Origin of the sequence: Rhodococcus sp. C-2 (assembly GCF_027854095.1) — a bacterium.
GTDB lineage: Bacteria > Actinomycetota > Actinomycetes > Mycobacteriales > Mycobacteriaceae > Rhodococcus_F > Rhodococcus_F qingshengii.
Genome location: NZ_JAQGFI010000001.1, coordinates 202574 through 220103 on the forward strand (window position 1 = coordinate 202574; position 17530 = coordinate 220103).

At 64.7% G+C, this 17530-nt stretch carries 14 protein-coding genes; 13 read left to right on the forward strand and 1 reads right to left on the reverse strand.

Translation table 11 applies throughout. The features are described 5' to 3' along the window. The first annotated feature begins 16 nt into the window (after positions 1-16). The 13 genes from PCS43_RS00830 (at position 17) to PCS43_RS00890 (ending at position 16470) form a co-directional block, all read left to right on the forward strand. Entirely contained in the window at positions 17-970 is a 954-nt protein-coding gene (locus PCS43_RS00830) for a M56 family metallopeptidase (protein WP_003944922.1), read from the forward strand. A gap of 261 nt (positions 971-1231) precedes the next feature. Continuing rightward, on the forward strand, positions 1232-3202 hold the full coding sequence (locus PCS43_RS00835) for a DEAD/DEAH box helicase (RefSeq protein WP_166502289.1): 1971 nt from the start codon (positions 1232-1234) through the stop codon (positions 3200-3202). A 217-nt stretch (positions 3203-3419) separates the two neighbouring features. Further along, positions 3420-4877, forward strand: coding sequence for an NADP-dependent phosphogluconate dehydrogenase (gene gndA, locus PCS43_RS00840; protein WP_209908654.1), 1458 nt, complete (start codon positions 3420-3422; stop codon positions 4875-4877). A 62-nt stretch (positions 4878-4939) separates the two neighbouring features. Continuing rightward, positions 4940-6442 carry a DEAD/DEAH box helicase gene (locus PCS43_RS00845; protein WP_003944962.1) on the forward strand — a complete coding sequence of 501 codons (1503 nt, stop codon included), beginning with the start codon at positions 4940-4942 and terminating at the stop codon, positions 6440-6442. A 4-nt stretch (positions 6443-6446) separates the two neighbouring features. Further along, positions 6447-7328, forward strand: a complete 882-nt coding sequence (locus PCS43_RS00850; protein WP_042919783.1) for a DMT family transporter — start codon at positions 6447-6449, stop codon at positions 7326-7328. Between the two features lie 3 nt (positions 7329-7331). Beyond that, complete coding sequence (locus PCS43_RS00855; protein ID WP_042919784.1) at positions 7332-8768, forward strand: GuaB1 family IMP dehydrogenase-related protein; 1437 nt, start codon at positions 7332-7334, stop codon at positions 8766-8768. 311 nt (positions 8769-9079) lie between these two features. Further along, the gene (locus PCS43_RS00860; RefSeq protein WP_003944847.1) at positions 9080-10462 is read left to right on the forward strand and encodes a hemolysin family protein; all 1383 of its coding nucleotides are present in this window, start codon (positions 9080-9082) and stop codon (positions 10460-10462) included. Beyond that, the gene (locus PCS43_RS00865) at positions 10455-11543 is read left to right on the forward strand and encodes a hemolysin family protein (RefSeq protein ID WP_003944826.1); all 1089 of its coding nucleotides are present in this window, start codon (positions 10455-10457) and stop codon (positions 11541-11543) included. Before PCS43_RS00860 ends, PCS43_RS00865 begins: the two co-directional genes overlap by 8 nt. A gap of 3 nt (positions 11544-11546) precedes the next feature. Continuing rightward, positions 11547-12425 (forward strand): hypothetical protein, encoded by an 879-nt coding sequence (locus tag PCS43_RS00870; RefSeq protein ID WP_030536382.1) that lies wholly within the window; start codon positions 11547-11549, stop codon positions 12423-12425. 18 nt (positions 12426-12443) lie between these two features. Beyond that, positions 12444-13757: a CoA transferase gene (locus PCS43_RS00875; protein ID WP_209908651.1), complete on the forward strand. Its 1314-nt coding sequence runs from the start codon at positions 12444-12446 to the stop codon at positions 13755-13757. Between the two features lie 31 nt (positions 13758-13788). Continuing rightward, positions 13789-14265 (forward strand): OsmC family protein, encoded by a 477-nt coding sequence (locus tag PCS43_RS00880; RefSeq protein WP_007727816.1) that lies wholly within the window; start codon positions 13789-13791, stop codon positions 14263-14265. After that, a complete protein-coding gene (locus tag PCS43_RS00885; RefSeq protein WP_209908648.1) occupies positions 14258-15292 on the forward strand; it encodes a nucleoside hydrolase in 1035 nt (344 codons plus the stop codon). Before PCS43_RS00880 ends, PCS43_RS00885 begins: the two co-directional genes overlap by 8 nt. 230 nt (positions 15293-15522) lie before the next feature. Continuing rightward, complete coding sequence (locus PCS43_RS00890; protein WP_007727818.1) at positions 15523-16470, forward strand: sulfite exporter TauE/SafE family protein; 948 nt, start codon at positions 15523-15525, stop codon at positions 16468-16470. Between the two features lie 62 nt (positions 16471-16532). Here the strand turns inward: PCS43_RS00890 and meaB are convergent, their stop codons facing one another. Further along, complete coding sequence (meaB, locus tag PCS43_RS00895; RefSeq protein WP_003945003.1) at positions 16533-17525, reverse strand: methylmalonyl Co-A mutase-associated GTPase MeaB; 993 nt, start codon at positions 17523-17525, stop codon at positions 16533-16535. Between the last annotated feature and the right edge of the window lie 5 nt (positions 17526-17530).

Below are 17530 nucleotides of genomic sequence, written 5' to 3' on the forward strand. Positions count from 1 at the left end.
GCATGATGTGTAGGACATGAACGCCACTACTGCACTGGTTTTCGGACTGCTTGCCTTGTTGCTGGCCGGTCCGGTTCCCGCACTCCTGAGCCGCTCCACGTGGCCTTACCGCGCTCCACGCGCGGCGTTGGTTCTGTGGCAAGCCGTCGCAATTGCTGCGGTGTTGTCGGCATTCAGCTCGGGGCTGGCCATTGCCAGCCAGCTGCTCGTTCCCGGCGCTGACGGTAGGCCGACGACGGCCCCGACCGCCGAAATCGATGCACTCGGGCTCCCGCTGTGGATTCTGTACGTGGTTGTTTTTGCCCTGACGCTCCTGATCGGCGCGAAGCTGATCTTCTCGATCATCCAGGTCGCTGTGAGAACCCGACGTCGCCGTGCACGTCACCGTGTGTTGGTGGACCTTCTCGACGACTGCGCCATGCCTGCGTCAGTGGAACGCACACCCGATCTGCGCGTACTGGACGTCGACGAACCGATCGCGTACTGCCTGCCAGGTCTGCGTCAACGCGTGGTCCTCAGTCAAGGCACTCTGCAGAACCTCGATCATGCCGAGGTCAAAGCCATCCTGACGCACGAGCGTTCCCACCTGCGAGCTCGTCACGATCTGGTCCTCGAGGCTTTCACGGCCGTCAATCACGCGTTCCCCCGCTTCGTCCGTAGCAAGTCGGCGCTCGGATCGGTACAACTCCTGGTGGAGTTGCTCGCCGACGATTCAGCTGTGCGGGCTACCGGTCCCACTCCCCTCGCGCGGGCGCTTGTCGCGTGTGCCGGATCGACGGCACCCCGCGGGGCAATGGCAGCGGGCGGGCCGTCGACGCTCATCCGGGTGCAGCGCCTCTCGGCCGACGACGCAGATCCCCGCATCGCAGTTTTTGCGTATCTCGGGGCGGTCGCGATTCTCGTTGTTCCCACGGTTGCGGTTGCTGTGCCCTGGCTCACCGAACTTCGACTGCTTTTCAACGCATACTGAGTCTTGACCTGCGTAACCCCGTGTAGTAGTGCAGGTCACAGGCGGGGCTACCTGACTTCGGTGTCCCCGGTGGCGTAGAGTGGATCACGGCCACCATCGTGGTCCGTCAACATATAACGGCACACAGCCCAATTCCCCGCAGTATGCGTTCGGATTGCCAGGTGACATGTGCCCTGGCTCGTCCCTTTGCGAACTGTGTCGTGTATTTCAGCATGGCTTCTTCCGCTCCGCGACGTGCCCGTAGTCCGGAGAGGTTTCCGCGTGACCAACGCTGTCCAAATGTCGTCTTCCGAGAACATCGAAGACCCCACCGTCAACACCCCCGCTGCCGAAGAAGCAGTCGCCACCGAGCCGGGTATCACCTTCGCCGAGATCGGCCTGCCCGAGCAGCTTGTTGCCGCATTGGCGCGCAACTCCATCACCGTCCCGTCCCCCATCCAGGCGCAGTCCATCCCGGACGCGCTCGCCGGTACCAACGTTCTCGGCCGCGCACAGACCGGATCGGGCAAGACCCTCGCCTTCGGCCTGCCGATGCTGACCCGCCTCTCACGCCACGAAGATCGCCCGGCCGCCAAGCGTCCCCGCGCACTCGTGCTCGTCCCCACCCGTGAGCTTGCTTTCCAGGTGGTCGACTCCCTCAACTCCTACGCCGGAGCACTCGGACTCACGGTTCGCCCCGCTGTCGGTGGAACGCCGTTCGCCAAGCAGGTCGATCAGCTTCGCCGCGGCGTAGACGTCCTCGTCGCAACGCCGGGTCGTCTCGGCGACCACCTGCGTCAGGGCACCTGCATCCTCGACTCGGTGGAAATCACCGCACTCGACGAAGCCGATCAGATGGCGGACATGGGCTTCCTGCCCGAGGTTCGCTCGATCCTCGGTGAGACCCCCGCAGACGGACAGCGTCTGCTGTTCTCGGCAACCCTCGACCGTGAGGTCCAGTCGCTGGTTCGTCAGTTCCTGGCCAACCACGTCACCCACTCCACCGAAGACGGCCGCGCAAGCGTCGACACGATGGAGCACTACGTCCTCCTCGTCGATCGTGGACAGAAGGATTCAGTCCTCGCCGAGATCGGTGCCCGCGACGGACGCACCATCATGTTCGCCCGCACCAAGCTCGGTTGCGAGGGAATCACCGACCGCCTCCGCGCAGTCGGCATCGCTGCCGAGTCGCTTCACGGCGGCAAGGCACAGAACCAGCGCACCCGCGTCCTCGAGCGTTTCAAGAACGGCCGCACCCCGGTCCTCGTCGCAACGGACGTCGCAGCACGCGGAATCCACGTCGACGGCATCGACCTCGTCGTTCACGTCGATCCCCCGGCCGACCACAAGGACTACCTGCACCGCGCTGGTCGTACCGCTCGCGCCGGCGAGAAGGGCACCGTTGTCGCCATCGTGCTGCCGAACCAGAAGCGTCAGTTCAAGCGTCTGACCGGTATGGCCGGCGTCAATGCCGCAGCCGTTGCCGTCACCCCGGGTTCTGCTGAACTTGCTCGCATCACCGGCGCCAAGAAGCCGACCGGAGAACCGTTGCGCGAGAGCTCTTCTCGTGGCGAGCGTTCCTTCGGTGATCGTGGTGGAAGCCGCGGCGGATACCAGGGCAACCGCTCGTCCGGTGGATACCAAGGCAACCGCTCTTCGGGTGGCTACCAGGGCAACCGCGACGGCGAGAGCCGCGGCGGATACCAGGGTGATCGCTCCAGCGGTGGTTACCAGGGCAACCGCGACAGCCGCCCCTCGACCGGATACCAAGGAAACCGCTCTTCGGGTGGCTACCAGGGAAGCCGCGACGGCGAGAGCCGCGGCGGATACCAGGGCAACCGCTCTTCCGGTGGATACCAGGGTGATCGCTCCAGCGGTGGTTACCAGGGCAACCGTGACAGCCGTCCGTCCTACGGAGACCGCGACAGCCGCCCCTCGACCGGCTACCAAGGAAACCGCTCTTCGGGTGGTGGATACCAGGGCAACCGTGACGGCGAGAGCCGCGGCGGATACCAGGGCAACCGCTCTTCCGGTGGTGGATACCAGGGCAACCGTGACAACAACCGCTCGTACGGCGATCGCGACAGCCGCCCCTCGACCGGCTACCAGGGCAACCGCTCCTCCGGTGGATACCAGGGAAACCGCGAAGGCGGCGACAACCGTGCAGCCTCGACCAGCGGTGGCGGCTTCCGCAGCCGTACCGACCGTCGTAGCTATGACGGATTCGACGGCCCGAAGCGCGATCAGCGGTAATACCTGCGCTGAGCTGCGGCTCGACAACTGAACACTGAGAACCTTCCGGCTGTGCCGGAAGCTGTATCGAGACGGATGCAGGTCACTGCAATTAAAGTGATCTGCATCCGTGTTTTGTATGCACGGTCTGATGTTCACGCGCGTCGCGGCCGCACCGTTTTCGGCTGCGCACAGCGCAGGATTTCACAGCCGCGGACCGAGAGGGAAAGCTGTAAGCATGTCAACCACTAGCACCGAATCACCCCGAGCTCAGATCGGCGTCACCGGCCTGGCCGTCATGGGTTCGAATATTGCCCGCAATTTCGCCCGCCACGGTCACACCGTTGCCCTGCACAACCGCAGCATCGCGAAGACCGATGCCCTGATCGCCGAGCATGGTTCCGAGGGCGATTTCGTGCGCACCGAGACCGTCGAGGAGTTTGTTGCCGCACTTCAGAAGCCGCGACGCGTCCTGATCATGGTCAAGGCCGGCGCCCCGACCGATGTTGTCATCGAAGAGCTCGCAAACGCCATGGAGCCCGGCGACATCATCATCGACGGTGGCAACTCGCTCTACACCGACACGATCCGTCGTGAAGCGGCGATCCGCGCCCGCGGACTGCACTTCGTCGGCGCCGGTATCTCCGGTGGCGAAGAAGGCGCACTCAACGGTCCGTCGATCATGCCGGGCGGCCCGAAGGAGTCCTACGAGGCTCTCGGCCCGCTTCTCGAGTCCATCTCCGCTCACGTCGACGGCACCCCGTGCTGCACGCACATCGGCCCCGACGGCAGCGGTCACTTCGTCAAGATGGTGCACAACGGCATCGAGTACGCCGACATGCAGCTCATCGGCGAGGCGTACAACCTCTTCCGCGACGCTCTGGGCTACGACGCCGGTCAGGTTGCCGACGTCTTCACCGAGTGGAACAAGGGCACCCTCGAGTCCTACCTGATCGAGATCACCGCCGAGGTGCTCCGCCAGGTCGACGCCGAGACGGGCAAGCCGTTGGTCGACGTCATCGTCGACGCTGCCGAGCAGAAGGGAACGGGCCGCTGGACGGTCAAGTCTGCTCTGGATCTGGGCGTGCCGGTCACCGGCATCGCCGAGGCCGTATTTGCTCGCGCATTGTCCGGTAGCCGCAATCAGCGCGCCGCAGCTCAGGCGCAGGGTCTGGCTGCCGGCTCTCTCGGCGACAAGCCTGCTGACGCCGAGCAGTTCGCCGCCGACATCCAGGCCGCGCTGTACGCGTCGAAGATCGTGGCGTACGCGCAGGGCTTCGATCAGATCGCTGCCGGCAGCGCCGAGTACGACTGGAACCTCAAGCCTGCCGACCTGGCGACGATCTGGCGCGGTGGCTGCATCATCCGTGCGCAGTTCCTCAACCGCATCAAGGACGCGTTCGACGCCGATCCGAGCCTGCCGAGCTTGATTCTGGCGCCGTACTTCCGCGAGGCCATCGAGGCAGGCATCGACAGCTGGCGCCGCGTGGTCGCCACCGCGACGATGCTCGGCATTCCGGTACCTGCGTTCGCGTCCTCGCTGTCGTACTACGACGGTCTCCGCGCGGAGCGTCTGCCGGCCGCCCTGACTCAGGGTCAGCGCGACTTCTTCGGCGCGCACACCTACGAGCGCATCGACAAGCCGGGCAAGTTCCACACACTGTGGAGCGGTGACCGCAGCGAAATCGAGGCCTGATTCACAGCGGGTATCGGTAGATGCGGTCATCTGCGTCTACCGATACCCGGTAGCCTGGACGAATGCAGGAATCGACGATCGACTCGCCCACCTCGACCGAAGGGCGTTCGTTCGTCGACCTCGGAATCCCCGCCGTGATGGTGCACGCGTTGCGCCGAAGCGGCATCGATGCCCCCTTCCCCATTCAGTCGGCAACCATCCCCGATGTTCTTGCCGGTCGGGATGTACTCGGGCGCGGTGCGACGGGTTCCGGAAAGACTCTGGCCTTCGGGCTTCCGATGCTGGTGCGCCTCAAGGGTGGGGCGAGCAAGCGGAATCGTCCGCGCGGTTTGGTGCTCGCTCCCACCCGTGAGCTGGCGATCCAGATCCACAAGGCACTCGACGACGCCGCTACCGAGATCGGTTTGCGTGTGGCAAATGCGGTCGGGGGCGTTCCGATCAAGCGTCAGGCCGACATCCTTGCCCGCGGCGTCGATCTGCTGATCGCGACCCCCGGGCGCCTACTCGACCTACTCGAGCAGAAGTCGGTGATTCTCGACGACGTCGTGATCACGACCATCGACGAAGCCGACCACATGGCAGACATGGGTTTCATCGACGAGGTTGCGAAGATTCTCGACACGACTCCGAAAGACGGTCAGCGTCTACTCTTTTCGGCGACACTCGACGGCAAGGTCGACGATCTGGTCGCGGGTTACCTGCGCAATCCGGCGTCGCACTCGACTGCTCCCCCGGTTGCGACCGTCTCGACCATGGAGCATCACCTGCTTTTCGTCGACCGCGACGACAAGAGATCCGTTGTCGCACATATCGCTTCGCGCGCGGGGCGGACCATCATGTTCGTCAAGACCAAGCACGGTGTGGATCGTCTTGCGCAGCAACTGCATTTGATCGGCGTCTCGGCCGGGGCTCTGCACGGCGGCAAGACGCAGAACAATCGGACCAAGACCCTCGCGTCGTTCTCCGACGGGACAACACCGGTCCTGGTCGCCACCGATGTCGCCGCGCGCGGAATCCATGTCGACGACGTGACGCTCGTCGTTCACGTCGATCCCCCGGCCGAGGCGAAGGACTACCTGCACCGGGCCGGCCGGACGGCACGCGCCGGCGAATCGGGCGTCGTCGTCACCATCGTCACCGACGAAGAACGTGATTCGGTCGAGAAGTTGACCAAGCAGGCAGGCATCAAGGTTCACGGTGTGCGGGTTCGTCCTGACGATCTTGAACTCACGCGCATCACCGGTGCGATGGAGCCGACGGGAATTCCGGTCGAGGCTCCCGATACGACGGTTGCCGTCAAGCACACCGCCAAGCGTGGCCGTCAGGAACACGACACTGCAGGCCGGACCGCTGCCGGAGGCCGGATGAAGAAGGACGGCGACAAGCGCGCCGCCTCCTCGCGGCGCGTCACCGATCCGAAGAGTGTGAAGAAGATCCGTGCGGACGGCACTCCGGTCCCGACCCGTTCGGAGCGTCTGGCGTCCAAGGGCTTGACCCCGCGTCGCGGCGCACCCGGCGCAGGAAAGCCGTCTGCCGGAAATCGGGCGGGCAAGCGCGCACACTGAGGGAATGGGTGATCTTCCACTGATCTCGGTTCTCTGCGCACTTCTCGCTGCACTGCTCTTCGCGTGCGCTTCGGTCGCTCAGCAACGGGCGGCGTCCGCGGTTCCCGAGGGCGAGGCGTTGGTGGCGTCGTTGATTCGCAGTCCTCGGTGGTGGGCCGGGCTGATCGGTGACGGCGGCGGGTACGTCATGCAGGCCGTTGCACTGTCGTTGGGTTCGGTGTTGGTGGTGCAGCCGCTGATCGTGACCTCGTTGCTGTTCGCGCTGCCTCTCTCGGCCAAATTCTCGGGAATCCGCATCACCCGTTCCGCGTGGTCACTGGCGATCATGCTCGCGATTTCCTTGGCGATCTTCCTCGTCGTCGGCGATCCCACCGAGGGAGACAGCAATGCTCCATGGTCGGATTGGGCTGTGCCCCTGACGATTACGGTCGCAGTGGCCGTGGCCGCAACTGTCGGCGGCTTGTCCAAACTCGACGGCGGCTGGCGCGCACTGCTTCTCGGCTCTGCGGCAGGCATCTTCTACGGCGTCGCCGTCGCATTCACCAAGTACGTCACCGACCTACTCGGCCACGGCGTCATCGGGGTGATTTCGGCATGGCAGACGTGGGCGCTGATCGCCTCGGGCGCAATCGGGGTCTACCTGCAACAGCGCGCGTTCCAGGTCGGGCCGCTGTCGGCGTCGCTACCCGCCCTGACGATCGGCGAGCCGATCGCGGCCATCTTCCTGGGGATGACAGTGCTCGACGAACGCCTCCGCGTCGACGGTCCCGGAATTGCTCTCATCGGGTGCGCCGTCGCCGTCATGATCATGACCACGATCGCCCTCTCCCGCTCACAAGCGCGCGATACCGAGGGCGCTACGGCGGAATCGACGGTAGGCTCGTGAAACGTGCAGTTCCTCGAAGGGCAACGCCCCCCATACGACCTGACCTACGACGACGTCTTCCTCGTCCCTAACCGGACCGAGGTCACCTCTCGGTTCGACGTCGATCTCAATTCTTCCGACGGATCCGGAACGACCATTCCCGTCGTGGTCGCCAATATGACCGCAGTCGCCGGCCGCCGCATGGCGGAGACTGTCGCCCGCCGCGGCGGACTGGTCATCATTCCGCAGGACGTCCCCACCGACGCTGTCGCCGAGACCGTGGCGTTCGTCAAGAGCCGCCACCTCGTCGCCGATACGCCGGTCACGCTGAGTCCGGACGACGCCGTCTCCGATGCGCTGGCGCTGCTTCCCAAGCGCGCTCACGGCGCGGTCGTGGTGGTCGAGGACGGTAAGCCTCTCGGTGTCGTCACCGAGGCTGCCTGCGCGGATGTCGATCGGTTCACTCGCCTCCGTACCGTCGCGATCACCGACTTCGTCACGGCCCCGGTCACCGCCACACCGCGTGAGGTCTTCGAACTGCTCGAAACCAAGCATGATCCGCTGGCGGTCATCGTCAACGAAGACGGGACTCTTGCCGGCGTCCTCACCCGCACCGGCGCGATCCGTGCCGGCATCTACGACCCCGCAGTCGACGAGCGCGGCGCACTCCGGGTCGCTGCGGCGGTCGGTGTGAACGGTGACGTGGGCGCCAAGGCCAAGGCACTCGTCGACGCCGGTGCCGACGTGATCGTCGTGGACACGGCTCACGGTCACCAGCAGAGAATGATCGATGCACTCACCACCCTCAAGGCGCTCGATCTCGGCGTCCCGTTGGTCGCAGGCAACGTGGTCTCCGCACAGGGAACCCGTGATCTGATCGCCGCAGGCGCGGACATCGTCAAGGTCGGCGTCGGACCCGGAGCCATGTGCACGACTCGCATGATGACCGGCGTCGGACGCCCGCAGTTCTCGGCCGTCGCGGAATGTGCTGCAGCGGCACGTGAGCTCGGCAAGCACGTCTGGGCCGACGGCGGCGTTCGACACCCCCGCGACGTTGCACTCGCCCTCGCGGCGGGCGCGTCGAACGTCATGATCGGCTCGTGGTTCGCCGGCACGTACGAGTCCCCCGGCGATCTCAAAGTCGATCAGGCGGGCAACGCGTACAAGGAGAGCTTCGGTATGGCCTCCAAGCGCGCTGTTGCCGCTCGCACAGCCACCGAAACGGCTTTCGATCGCGCCCGTAAGGGATTGTTCGAGGAAGGCATCTCCAGTTCGCGGATGCGTCTCGATCCCGAGCGCCCCGGAGTCGAGGACCTGATCGATCAGATTTGTTCCGGCGTGCGCAGTACCTGCACGTACGCGGGTGCGCGCTCTCTCGAGGAGCTGCACGAGAAGGCCGTTCTGGGCGTGCAGTCCGCCGCCGGATTTGCCGAAGGACGGCCGCTTCCGTCTGGTTGGTGAACCACGTTCTGTGACTGTCGGCGGGTGCTCGGGTCCCTACTCCCGGGCACCCGCCGGTATCATTGGATCCGTAAACAGAAAACAAAACTCGGTCGGGTGCCCTTCGGCGACCCGACCGAGCCCGCTACAGCCGAGAACTACTCGGCTCTGACGAAAGGAACCCGGTGCCCGAGGCACCCACACACTTACCCGGCGCTACACCCGTCGTTTTATCCGAGGAATCTTCTGATTCCGCCGGTTCGGAGGGCTCCTCTAGCGAGCCGGGAGACAAACCCGGCGGCCCCCGTGCACATCTCAGGTGGCGATGACACATGGACATCGTTTTCACCATTCTCAGCCTGGTCGGCTTCATCGCGCTGACTGCAGGCACCGCCCTCTTCGTGGCGGCCGAATTCTCACTGACCGCGCTCGAACGCAGCACCGTCGACGAAGCTGCTCGTGGCGGCGACCGACGCTCGCGGCAGGTTCAACACGCGCACAAGACTCTTTCGTTCCAGCTCTCCGGCGCTCAGCTGGGCATCACGATCACAACCCTGATCACCGGTTACCTGGCCGAGCCGGTCCTGGCACGGTTCATCACACCGGTCACGAAGGCCGTCGGGCTCAGTGAATCCGCGGCCTCGACAACGTCTTTGATCCTGGCGCTCGTGATCGCGACCTCGTTCTCCATGATCTTCGGTGAGCTCGTACCGAAGAACCTCGCAATCTCCAAGCCGATGCCCACCGCCCGCGCGACTGCGGGCCTGCAAGCAGGGTTCTCGCTGATCTTCCGGTGGGCCATCAACGGCCTCAATGGAACCGCCAACTGGATCGTGCGACGCCTGGGCATCGAACCCGCGGAGGAATTGCGCTCCGCGCGATCACCGCAGGAACTCGGGTCCCTCGTGCGGACGTCCGCGCAGCGCGGGTCCATCGACAAGGGCACGGCGATGCTCGTCGACCGTTCACTGCAGTTCGGTGACCGCACGGCCGAAGAGCTGATGACTCCGCGAGTGAAGATCGAATCGCTGGAACTCTCGGACACCGTCGCAGACCTGATCGTGACGGCGTCGCGGACCGGCTATTCGCGCTTCCCGGTCGTTCGCGGCGATCTCGACGACACGGTCGGCGTCGTACACATCAAGCACGCGTTCACCGTTCCGGCCGAACGTCGGCGCACGACGCGCGTCGACAGTCTGGCTCAACGTGTTCCCGTCGTGCCGTCGAGCCTGGACGGGGACACCGTCATGGAGCGAATCCGCTCCGACGGCATGCAGGTTGCGCTCGTCGTCGACGAGTACGGCGGAACTGCCGGCATCGTCACGATGGAAGACCTCATCGAGGAAATCGTCGGCGATGTGCGCGACGAACACGACGAACCCGAACTCGACGTGCAGCGCGTCGGCGACGGATGGTCGTGCTCCGGTCTCCTGCGCATCGACGAGGTCACTTCGGCTACCGGGTACACCGCTCCCGAAGGCGACTACGACACGCTCGGCGGCTTGGTGCTCACCGAACTGGGCCGCATCCCCGACGAGGGTGACGAGGTGGAATTGCCCGACGTCGACTCGTCCGGTGATTCGCGCGGAAAGTGGATTGCACGAGTGACCGGCATGGACGGCCGCCGTATCGACCGGGTGACCATCACGCCGGTCCCCGCTTACGTCGAACCCGAATCCGCAGACGACAGCAAGAAGGAGTCCGACGATGAATAACCTCTTCGGTGTACTCCTCACCGTCGTGCTGCTCGCCGGCAATGCATTCTTCGTCGGTGCGGAGTTCGCACTGATCTCCGCACGACGTGACCGCCTCGAAGCACTGGTCGCGCAAGGCAAGAAGCGGGCGCTCACAGTCATCAAGGCCGGTGAGAACCTCTCGCTCATGCTTGCGGCGGCTCAGCTGGGCATCACGATCTGCTCGATCCTCCTCGGTAAGGTCGCCGAGCCCGCCATTGCGCACCTCCTCGAGGTGCCGATGGAAGCCGTCGGCCTGCCCGACGGATTGCTGCACCCGATCTCGTTTGCCATCGCGCTGTCGCTCGTCGTCGTGCTGCACATCCTGCTCGGCGAGATGGTGCCCAAGAACATCGCGTTGGCCGGCCCCGAGAAGACGGCCATGCTGCTCGTTCCCGTGCATCTGGCGTTCATCAAGATCGCTCGCCCGATCATCGCGTTCTACAACCTGTGCGCGAACGGAGTGCTCAAGCTCCTGCGCGTCGAACCCAAGGACGAACTCGACGTCACGGTCTCGGCGGTGGAGTTGTCCGCGATGATCGGTGAATCGCGATCCGAAGGTCTGATCGACGCCGAAGAACACCGGCGGTTGAAGCAGGCACTCGAATCGACCGATCGGACCGTCTCCGAGGTCCTGATCACTCTCGACAAGGTGCGGACCATTCCCCTCACACCGTCGGGAACAACACTGGGTGAGATCGAGCGTGCGGTCATCGAGACCGGATACTCGCGTTACCCGGTGCGAGCGAGCGACGGATCGCTGGCTGGGTACGTGCACCTCAAGGACGTGCTCGACGAGGTGCTCGACGAGGCCGCTGGACCGGACACCGTCGTTCCGACGTCGGATATCCGGCCGCTGCCCATCGTTCCGCTCAGCACACCGCTGGCCGAAGCGCTGGCCGGCCTTCGTCGGGCCAGCTCGCACCTCGGCGCTGTCACGGACGCTGACGGAGTGGTGATCGGTATCGTCGCGCTCGAGGATCTCCTCGAGGAGTACGTCGGAACGGTCCGCGATGGCACGCATCGCGGCACGGATGCTGTTCCCGGACAAAGAAACAGCTGATCGATGACACGTTCGGTGCATTCACTCGCACTCGCGCAGAGCGAGTGGACGGCTCGGCGGGCACTTCACCTCGAGGAGGTGGAGAAGCTCGTCGAGCCGCACCGAGCGCGTCGTAGCGCCGGTATCTCTCACCCGGTGCACGACTTCCTCTTCACGTACTACAACTTCAAACCCGCCCAACTGCGCCGCTGGCACCCCGGGTACGGAGTCGCGCTCGAGAACGCCGCCGAATACGCAGCCTTCTCCGGCTACCGCGTCGACGAGTCGGGTACCGCGACGGTCGAGGCCTCAGTGCTGGAGCGTCGGCGTCACACAGTCGAATTCGTGTGGAATCTGTTGAATCAGACGTCTGCGCGGCCCGCTGTGCTGGGTTGCTTCGGCCTCCACGAATGGGCGATGGTCTATCGCGGCGGCGAGGACGCAATCCGTCACCAGTCGGTGCCGCTGCGACTCGGGTTCGCCGGTACCGACGCGGTCGTCGAATCCCTGCCACTCAAATGCACGCACTACGACGCGTTCCGGTTCTTCACACCGGACGCGGCCCCCAAGAACTCGCTCCCGCTTGCACGCGAAACTCAGATCGATCACGAACAGCCGGGCTGCCTGCACGCCGGTATGGATCTGTACAAGTGGAGCTTCAAATTGTTGCCACTCGTCGATTCCGACCTGGTGATGCGGTGCTTCGAACACGCGCTCCTGGCCCGTGAACTCGACATGCGCGCGAGCCCATACGACCTCGCCGAGTACGGGTACTCCCCCATTCGTATCGAAACTCCCGCGGGCCGCGCCGAATACGTGCGTCAGCAACAACAGTTGGCGGATCGTGCTGCGCCGCTCCGCGATACGCTGGCAGAGAAGTGCCGGGAGCTTCTCGGCCACTGAACTGCCGAAAGGCGTCGCATGGATCACGGGTACGGGTTCTATCTCGACGAATACCAGCGTGACGTCGGGGTGCACAGCGACGACCGACGCGGGCACATCGAATGCCCGGACTCGGCGGGTTTCCTTGCGGCGCACTTGCCGGTGTTCGACCTCGCTGCGGGCTCAGTCGCGGCGTTCGCCTCGGCGATTCATCGGTCAACCCGCCCGGGCGACGGACACTGGACCCTCGATCCCGAGCGCATCGCCGCGTCCTTCTCGAGCGATCGACTGTTCCGGATCGGCGGCGAGCCGATCAACGGGTTCTCCGAGCACTCGGGGTTCTTTGCCGCCCGCGACGGTTGGGTCCGCACGCACGGCAACTATCCGCACCATCGCGACCGCCTGCTCGCCGTCCTCGCGCTCGTTCATGGATCACCCAAAGATGCAGTGGCGCAACGGATATCCGAAATCAGCGCCATCGAGATCGAGCAGCAGGCCGCCGAGATCGGAGCCATCGCGGTCCGTGTTCGTACCGAGACCGAGTGGCGCCTGAGTGAGCAGTGCGCAGCTGCGAGGTCTGCGCCTCTGGTATCCATCCGAGTACGCGACGAGGGAAAACCCCGCACGCATCCGACGCGCCCACGTGTTCTCGACCTGACCCGCGTCATCGCCGGTCCGGTCGCGACGCGTGCCCTGGCGTTGGTCGGCGCTGACGTTCTGCGGATCGACCCTCCGGCGATCCCCGAGATCGGATGGCAGCACCTCGACAGTGGACAGGGCAAGCGGTCGGCGCTTCTCGACCTGAAGTCCTCGGCGGGAGCGGCAGCGTTCCGAGAACTCCTCGAAACCGCAGACGTACTGGTCACCGGCTACCGGCCGGGTGCACTCGAAGCGCTCATCGGGCAGGATCTTCCCGCCCACCTGATTCACGGGCGCGTCAGCGCATGGGGATGGGAAGGTCCGTGGGCGAATCGCCGTGGCTTCGACAGCATCGTGCAGGCCGCGTCCGGCATTTCGTTCCTCGAGGGTGGTGAGAACCCTGGCGCACTTCCGGCGCAGGCACTCGACCACTCGACCGGATACTTCCTGGCAGCGGGGATCCTCGACGCGTTGACACTGCGCTCGCACGACGGCCGTGGCCGCGACGTCGACGTGTCGCTGGCAAGCACAGGCGCTCGTCTTCTCGACGCACCCGGCCGAACCGCCCATCCTGGTCTGCCGACGGCTCCCGGCCTGAATGTTGTTGTCAACCATGCCGACGTGACCACCGCACGACCCGCGCTGGCAGAGTTCGAGGACTACCCCGAACCAGCCCATCCGTGGGGATCGGATCGCGCGGAGTGGGCACACTGAGGGACCGGCACATTCAGGGCAAGATGGACCTGTGAAGTCACATACCTACACACTCGACCTTCAGTGGACGGGCGATCTGGGAACCGGAACGTCCAGCACGCAGGGATATTCGCGCAATCATGCAATATCCGCGGTCGGAAAGCCGGAACTTCTCGGCAGCTCCGATCCCTCGTTCCGCGGTGACGCGCAGCGATGGAACCCCGAGGAACTGCTCGTTGCCTCCCTCGCCCAGTGCCACATGCTCTGGTACCTCGGGCTGGCAGCTGCCGCTGGGGTCGTCGTTCTCGACTACAGCGATCAGCCGGTCGGCAGCATGATCGAGGAATCCGATGGCGGCGGCCAGTTCATCGAAGTGACGTTGAATCCGACGGTGTTGGTCGCGGAGGCGTCGATGGTCGAGAAGGCCCAGGAGCTTCACGGCCCCGCACACACGAAGTGCTTCATCGCTCGGTCGGTGAACTTCCCCGTCCTGCATTCCCCGACGATCCTGGTGGCCACCGATGAGTGACATGCACAAACTCATCGTCGACGTCGACACCGGTATCGACGACTCGTTGGCGCTTCTCTATCTCCTTGCCAGCCCCGAAGCCGAGATACTGGGGATTGCGAGCACCGCCGGCAACGTTCCGGTGGAACAGGTCGCGGCCAACAACTTGAACTGGCTTGCGCTCTGCGGCGCCCCGGACATCGAGGTTGCACTCGGCGCCCGCGAGCCATTGGTCATACCGTTGCGCACCACCGAGGAGACTCACGGTCCGCAAGGAATCGGCCATGCGGTCCTCCCCGATTCGGGTCGCAAGCGCTCGGTCCGAACCGCCACCGACCTCTGGGTGGATCTCGTCCGGGAGTACCCCGGACAACTCACCGGGCTGGTGACGGGGCCGCTCACCAACCTGGCCTTGGCGATCAGACGTGAACCCGATCTGCCGTCCCTGCTGAAGCGACTGGTCGTGATGGGCGGGTCGTTCAACTATCCGGGCAACACGACGCCGACCGCGGAGTGGAACGTCTCGGTCGATCCGCACGCCGCCAAGGAGGTGTTCGACGCGTTCTCCGTCGTACCCGCGCACCGGCGCCCGATCATCTGCGGCCTCAACGTCACCGAATCCATCGAGATGTTCCCCGAACATGTGCGTCGGCTAGCCGACGCCGCCGGGAGCACCCCGGAAGAGATCATCTCGCCTGACGACGGTCCCGACGTCCGCAGTTCCGCGTCCAACAGCGTGATCAGGCATATGTCCGACGCGATCCGGTTCTACATGGAATTCCACCGTGAATACGACCAGGGATTTCTTGCTCACATGCATGATCCCTTCGCTGCTGCCGTCGCGCTCGATCCGAGCCTGGCGACGCTGAAACCGGCAACGGTAGATGTCGAAACCGAGAGTCCACTGCTGATCGGAACGACGGTCGCGGACTGGGTCGGGCACTGGCAGCGTGAGCCCAACGCGGATATCGCGGTCAGCACCGATCCGGCGGAATTCTTCGATCGACTTGTCCACCGAGTGGGAAATTACGCCCGCGTCGTGGGTTGACCGAGCCGGGCACCGGCTATGCTCGCATGGACAGAACACCAACGAACGAGAACAAAGGACCTGACGTGCAGATTTCCAGCCACGATGCCTCCCCGGCATTTGCGCTCGGATTGATGGCGTTCTGGCCCACTCGTCGTAGCGCATGCTTCGATCAGGCGTGTTGCTGAGCGGCGATTCTCGCTGCCTGCACCCCTGACTTTGTCGCTTCTTCGCTCGGAGTCTGTCTTCTCATGTTCAACCTTCTTTTGTTCACCCTTGTCGGCGTCGGCGCCCAGCTCGTCGACGGCGCCCTCGGTATGGCCTTCGGTGTCACCGCAACCACTCTGTTGATGATCGGTGGCCTCGGTCCGGCTCAGGCCAGCGCCGCTGTTCACCTGGCCGAGGTCGGCACCACCCTCGCTTCGGGTGTGTCGCATTGGAAGTTCAAGAACATCGACTGGAAGCTCGTCGCCAAGCTCGGTGTGCCCGGCGCAGTCGGTGCATTCATCGGCGCAACTGTGCTCTCGGGTCTGTCCACCGAAGCGGCAGTCCCCATCACGGCGACGATCCTGCTGGCCATCGGTATCTATGTGGCACTACGCTTTTCGGTCCGCCCACCGGCCGTCGCGGACGCTCGTACCACCCCGCACACTGCACGTTTCCTGTCCCCACTCGGCCTGTTCGGTGGTTTCATCGATGCATCCGGCGGTGGTGGTTGGGGTCCGATCACCACCAGCACGCTGCTCTCACGAGGAAAGACCGCGCCGCGCACCGTGATCGGCTCGGTCAGCGCCTCGGAGTTTCTGGTCGCGTCAGCCGCGTCGCTGGGATTCCTTGTCGGATTGGGACGTGAGTCAGCGGGAAACCTCCTCGTTGTCGCCGGTCTCGCGCTCGGCGGTGTCATCGCTGCCCCGTTCGCGGCGTGGCTGGTCAGCCGCGTACCTGCAACCTTGCTCGGAACGGCGGTGGGCGGCGTCATCGTGTTGACCAACGCACAGAAGCTGTTCAAATCCTTCGACATCACCGGGGCGGTCACAGTGGCCGGTTACCTGACCATTCTCGGCGCGTGGGCAGCGCTGCTGTTCTACGCGTGGAAGCGGTCCACTCTCACCCCGGCCGAGGCAGAAGGCGATTTCACGGGAGTCGAACTCGCTGTCGAGACCGAACTCACCGAGCCTGCAGTCAAACGCGAACGATAGCTCGTCACAGAAGAAATCCCGGGTATCCGCGCTCCGATACCCGGGATTTCGTTCTTTCCGCGCTAGTTGCTTCCGTCGAACGCGTCGAGAATTCGCCCCGCCGCCAACGCTGCCGTCAGCGAACCGTCACGCACGCTCTGCTCGACGTCGGCCCGGATCGCACGCACCCGATCGTTGCTCGAGAGCCTGCGTAGCAGCTGATCGTTGACCATCGTCCAGGTCCAATCGACCTGTTGCTTGCGACGCTTCTCCTCGAACTGTCCCGCTTCGGTGAGCACCTCACGGTGTTTGGTGACAGTTCCCCAGAACTCGTCCAGCCCGACACCTTCGAGACCGCTCATCGTGATGACGGGCGGCTTCCAGATGGCGTCGTGCGGGTAGATCAGGCGAAGCGCACCCGCCAATTCACGGGCAGCGCCCTTTGCCTCGCGCTCATGCTTGCCATCGGCCTTGTTGACCGCCACCAGATCTGCGAGCTCGAGGACACCCTTCTTGATGCCCTGGAGCTGATCACCGGTACGAGCGAGGGTCAGGAACGTGAAGCAGTCCACCATGTTGGCAACAGTGACTTCGGACTGGCCGACACCCACCGTCTCCACCAGGATGACGTCGAAACCGGCAGCTTCGAGAAGCACGATGGTCTCGCGGGTTGCCTTGGCAACACCACCGAGCGTGCCGGACGTCGGTGACGGCCGGATGTACGCATTCGGTTCGACGGTGAGCCGAGCCATGCGTGTCTTGTCGCCGAGAATCGAGCCGCCGGTGCGGGTGGACGACGGATCGACCGCCAACACCGCAACCCGATGTCCCTTGCCCAGCAAGTACATTCCGAGCGCGTCGATGAAGGTCGACTTGCCGACGCCGGGAACGCCGGTGATGCCGATCCGGTGCGCTCCCCCGGCCTCGGGCAGCAACTTCAGTAGAAGCTGCTGCGCGAGGGCCCGGTGGTCGTCGCGAGTGGACTCGACGAGGGTGATCGCCCGAGCGAGGCCGGCACGCTGATTTCCACGTACCGCCTCGGCGAGGGAATCAATGTCGATGGGCTGACGTGCCATCTTCA

Coding starts and splice junctions, on each gene's coding strand:
- PCS43_RS00890 (WP_007727818.1), top strand. CDS start 15,523: ATGTTCAACCTTCTTTTGTTCACCCTTGTCGGCGTCGGCGCCCAGCTC.
- meaB (WP_003945003.1), bottom strand. CDS start 17,525: ATGGCACGTCAGCCCATCGACATTGATTCCCTCGCCGAGGCGGTACGT.
- PCS43_RS00865 (WP_003944826.1), top strand. CDS start 10,455: ATGAATAACCTCTTCGGTGTACTCCTCACCGTCGTGCTGCTCGCCGGC.
- PCS43_RS00860 (WP_003944847.1), top strand. CDS start 9,080: ATGGACATCGTTTTCACCATTCTCAGCCTGGTCGGCTTCATCGCGCTG.
- gndA (WP_209908654.1), top strand. CDS start 3,420: ATGTCAACCACTAGCACCGAATCACCCCGAGCTCAGATCGGCGTCACC.
- PCS43_RS00850 (WP_042919783.1), top strand. CDS start 6,447: ATGGGTGATCTTCCACTGATCTCGGTTCTCTGCGCACTTCTCGCTGCA.
- PCS43_RS00875 (WP_209908651.1), top strand. CDS start 12,444: ATGGATCACGGGTACGGGTTCTATCTCGACGAATACCAGCGTGACGTC.
- PCS43_RS00845 (WP_003944962.1), top strand. CDS start 4,940: ATGCAGGAATCGACGATCGACTCGCCCACCTCGACCGAAGGGCGTTCG.
- PCS43_RS00885 (WP_209908648.1), top strand. CDS start 14,258: ATGAGTGACATGCACAAACTCATCGTCGACGTCGACACCGGTATCGAC.
- PCS43_RS00830 (WP_003944922.1), top strand. CDS start 17: ATGAACGCCACTACTGCACTGGTTTTCGGACTGCTTGCCTTGTTGCTG.
- PCS43_RS00870 (WP_030536382.1), top strand. CDS start 11,547: ATGACACGTTCGGTGCATTCACTCGCACTCGCGCAGAGCGAGTGGACG.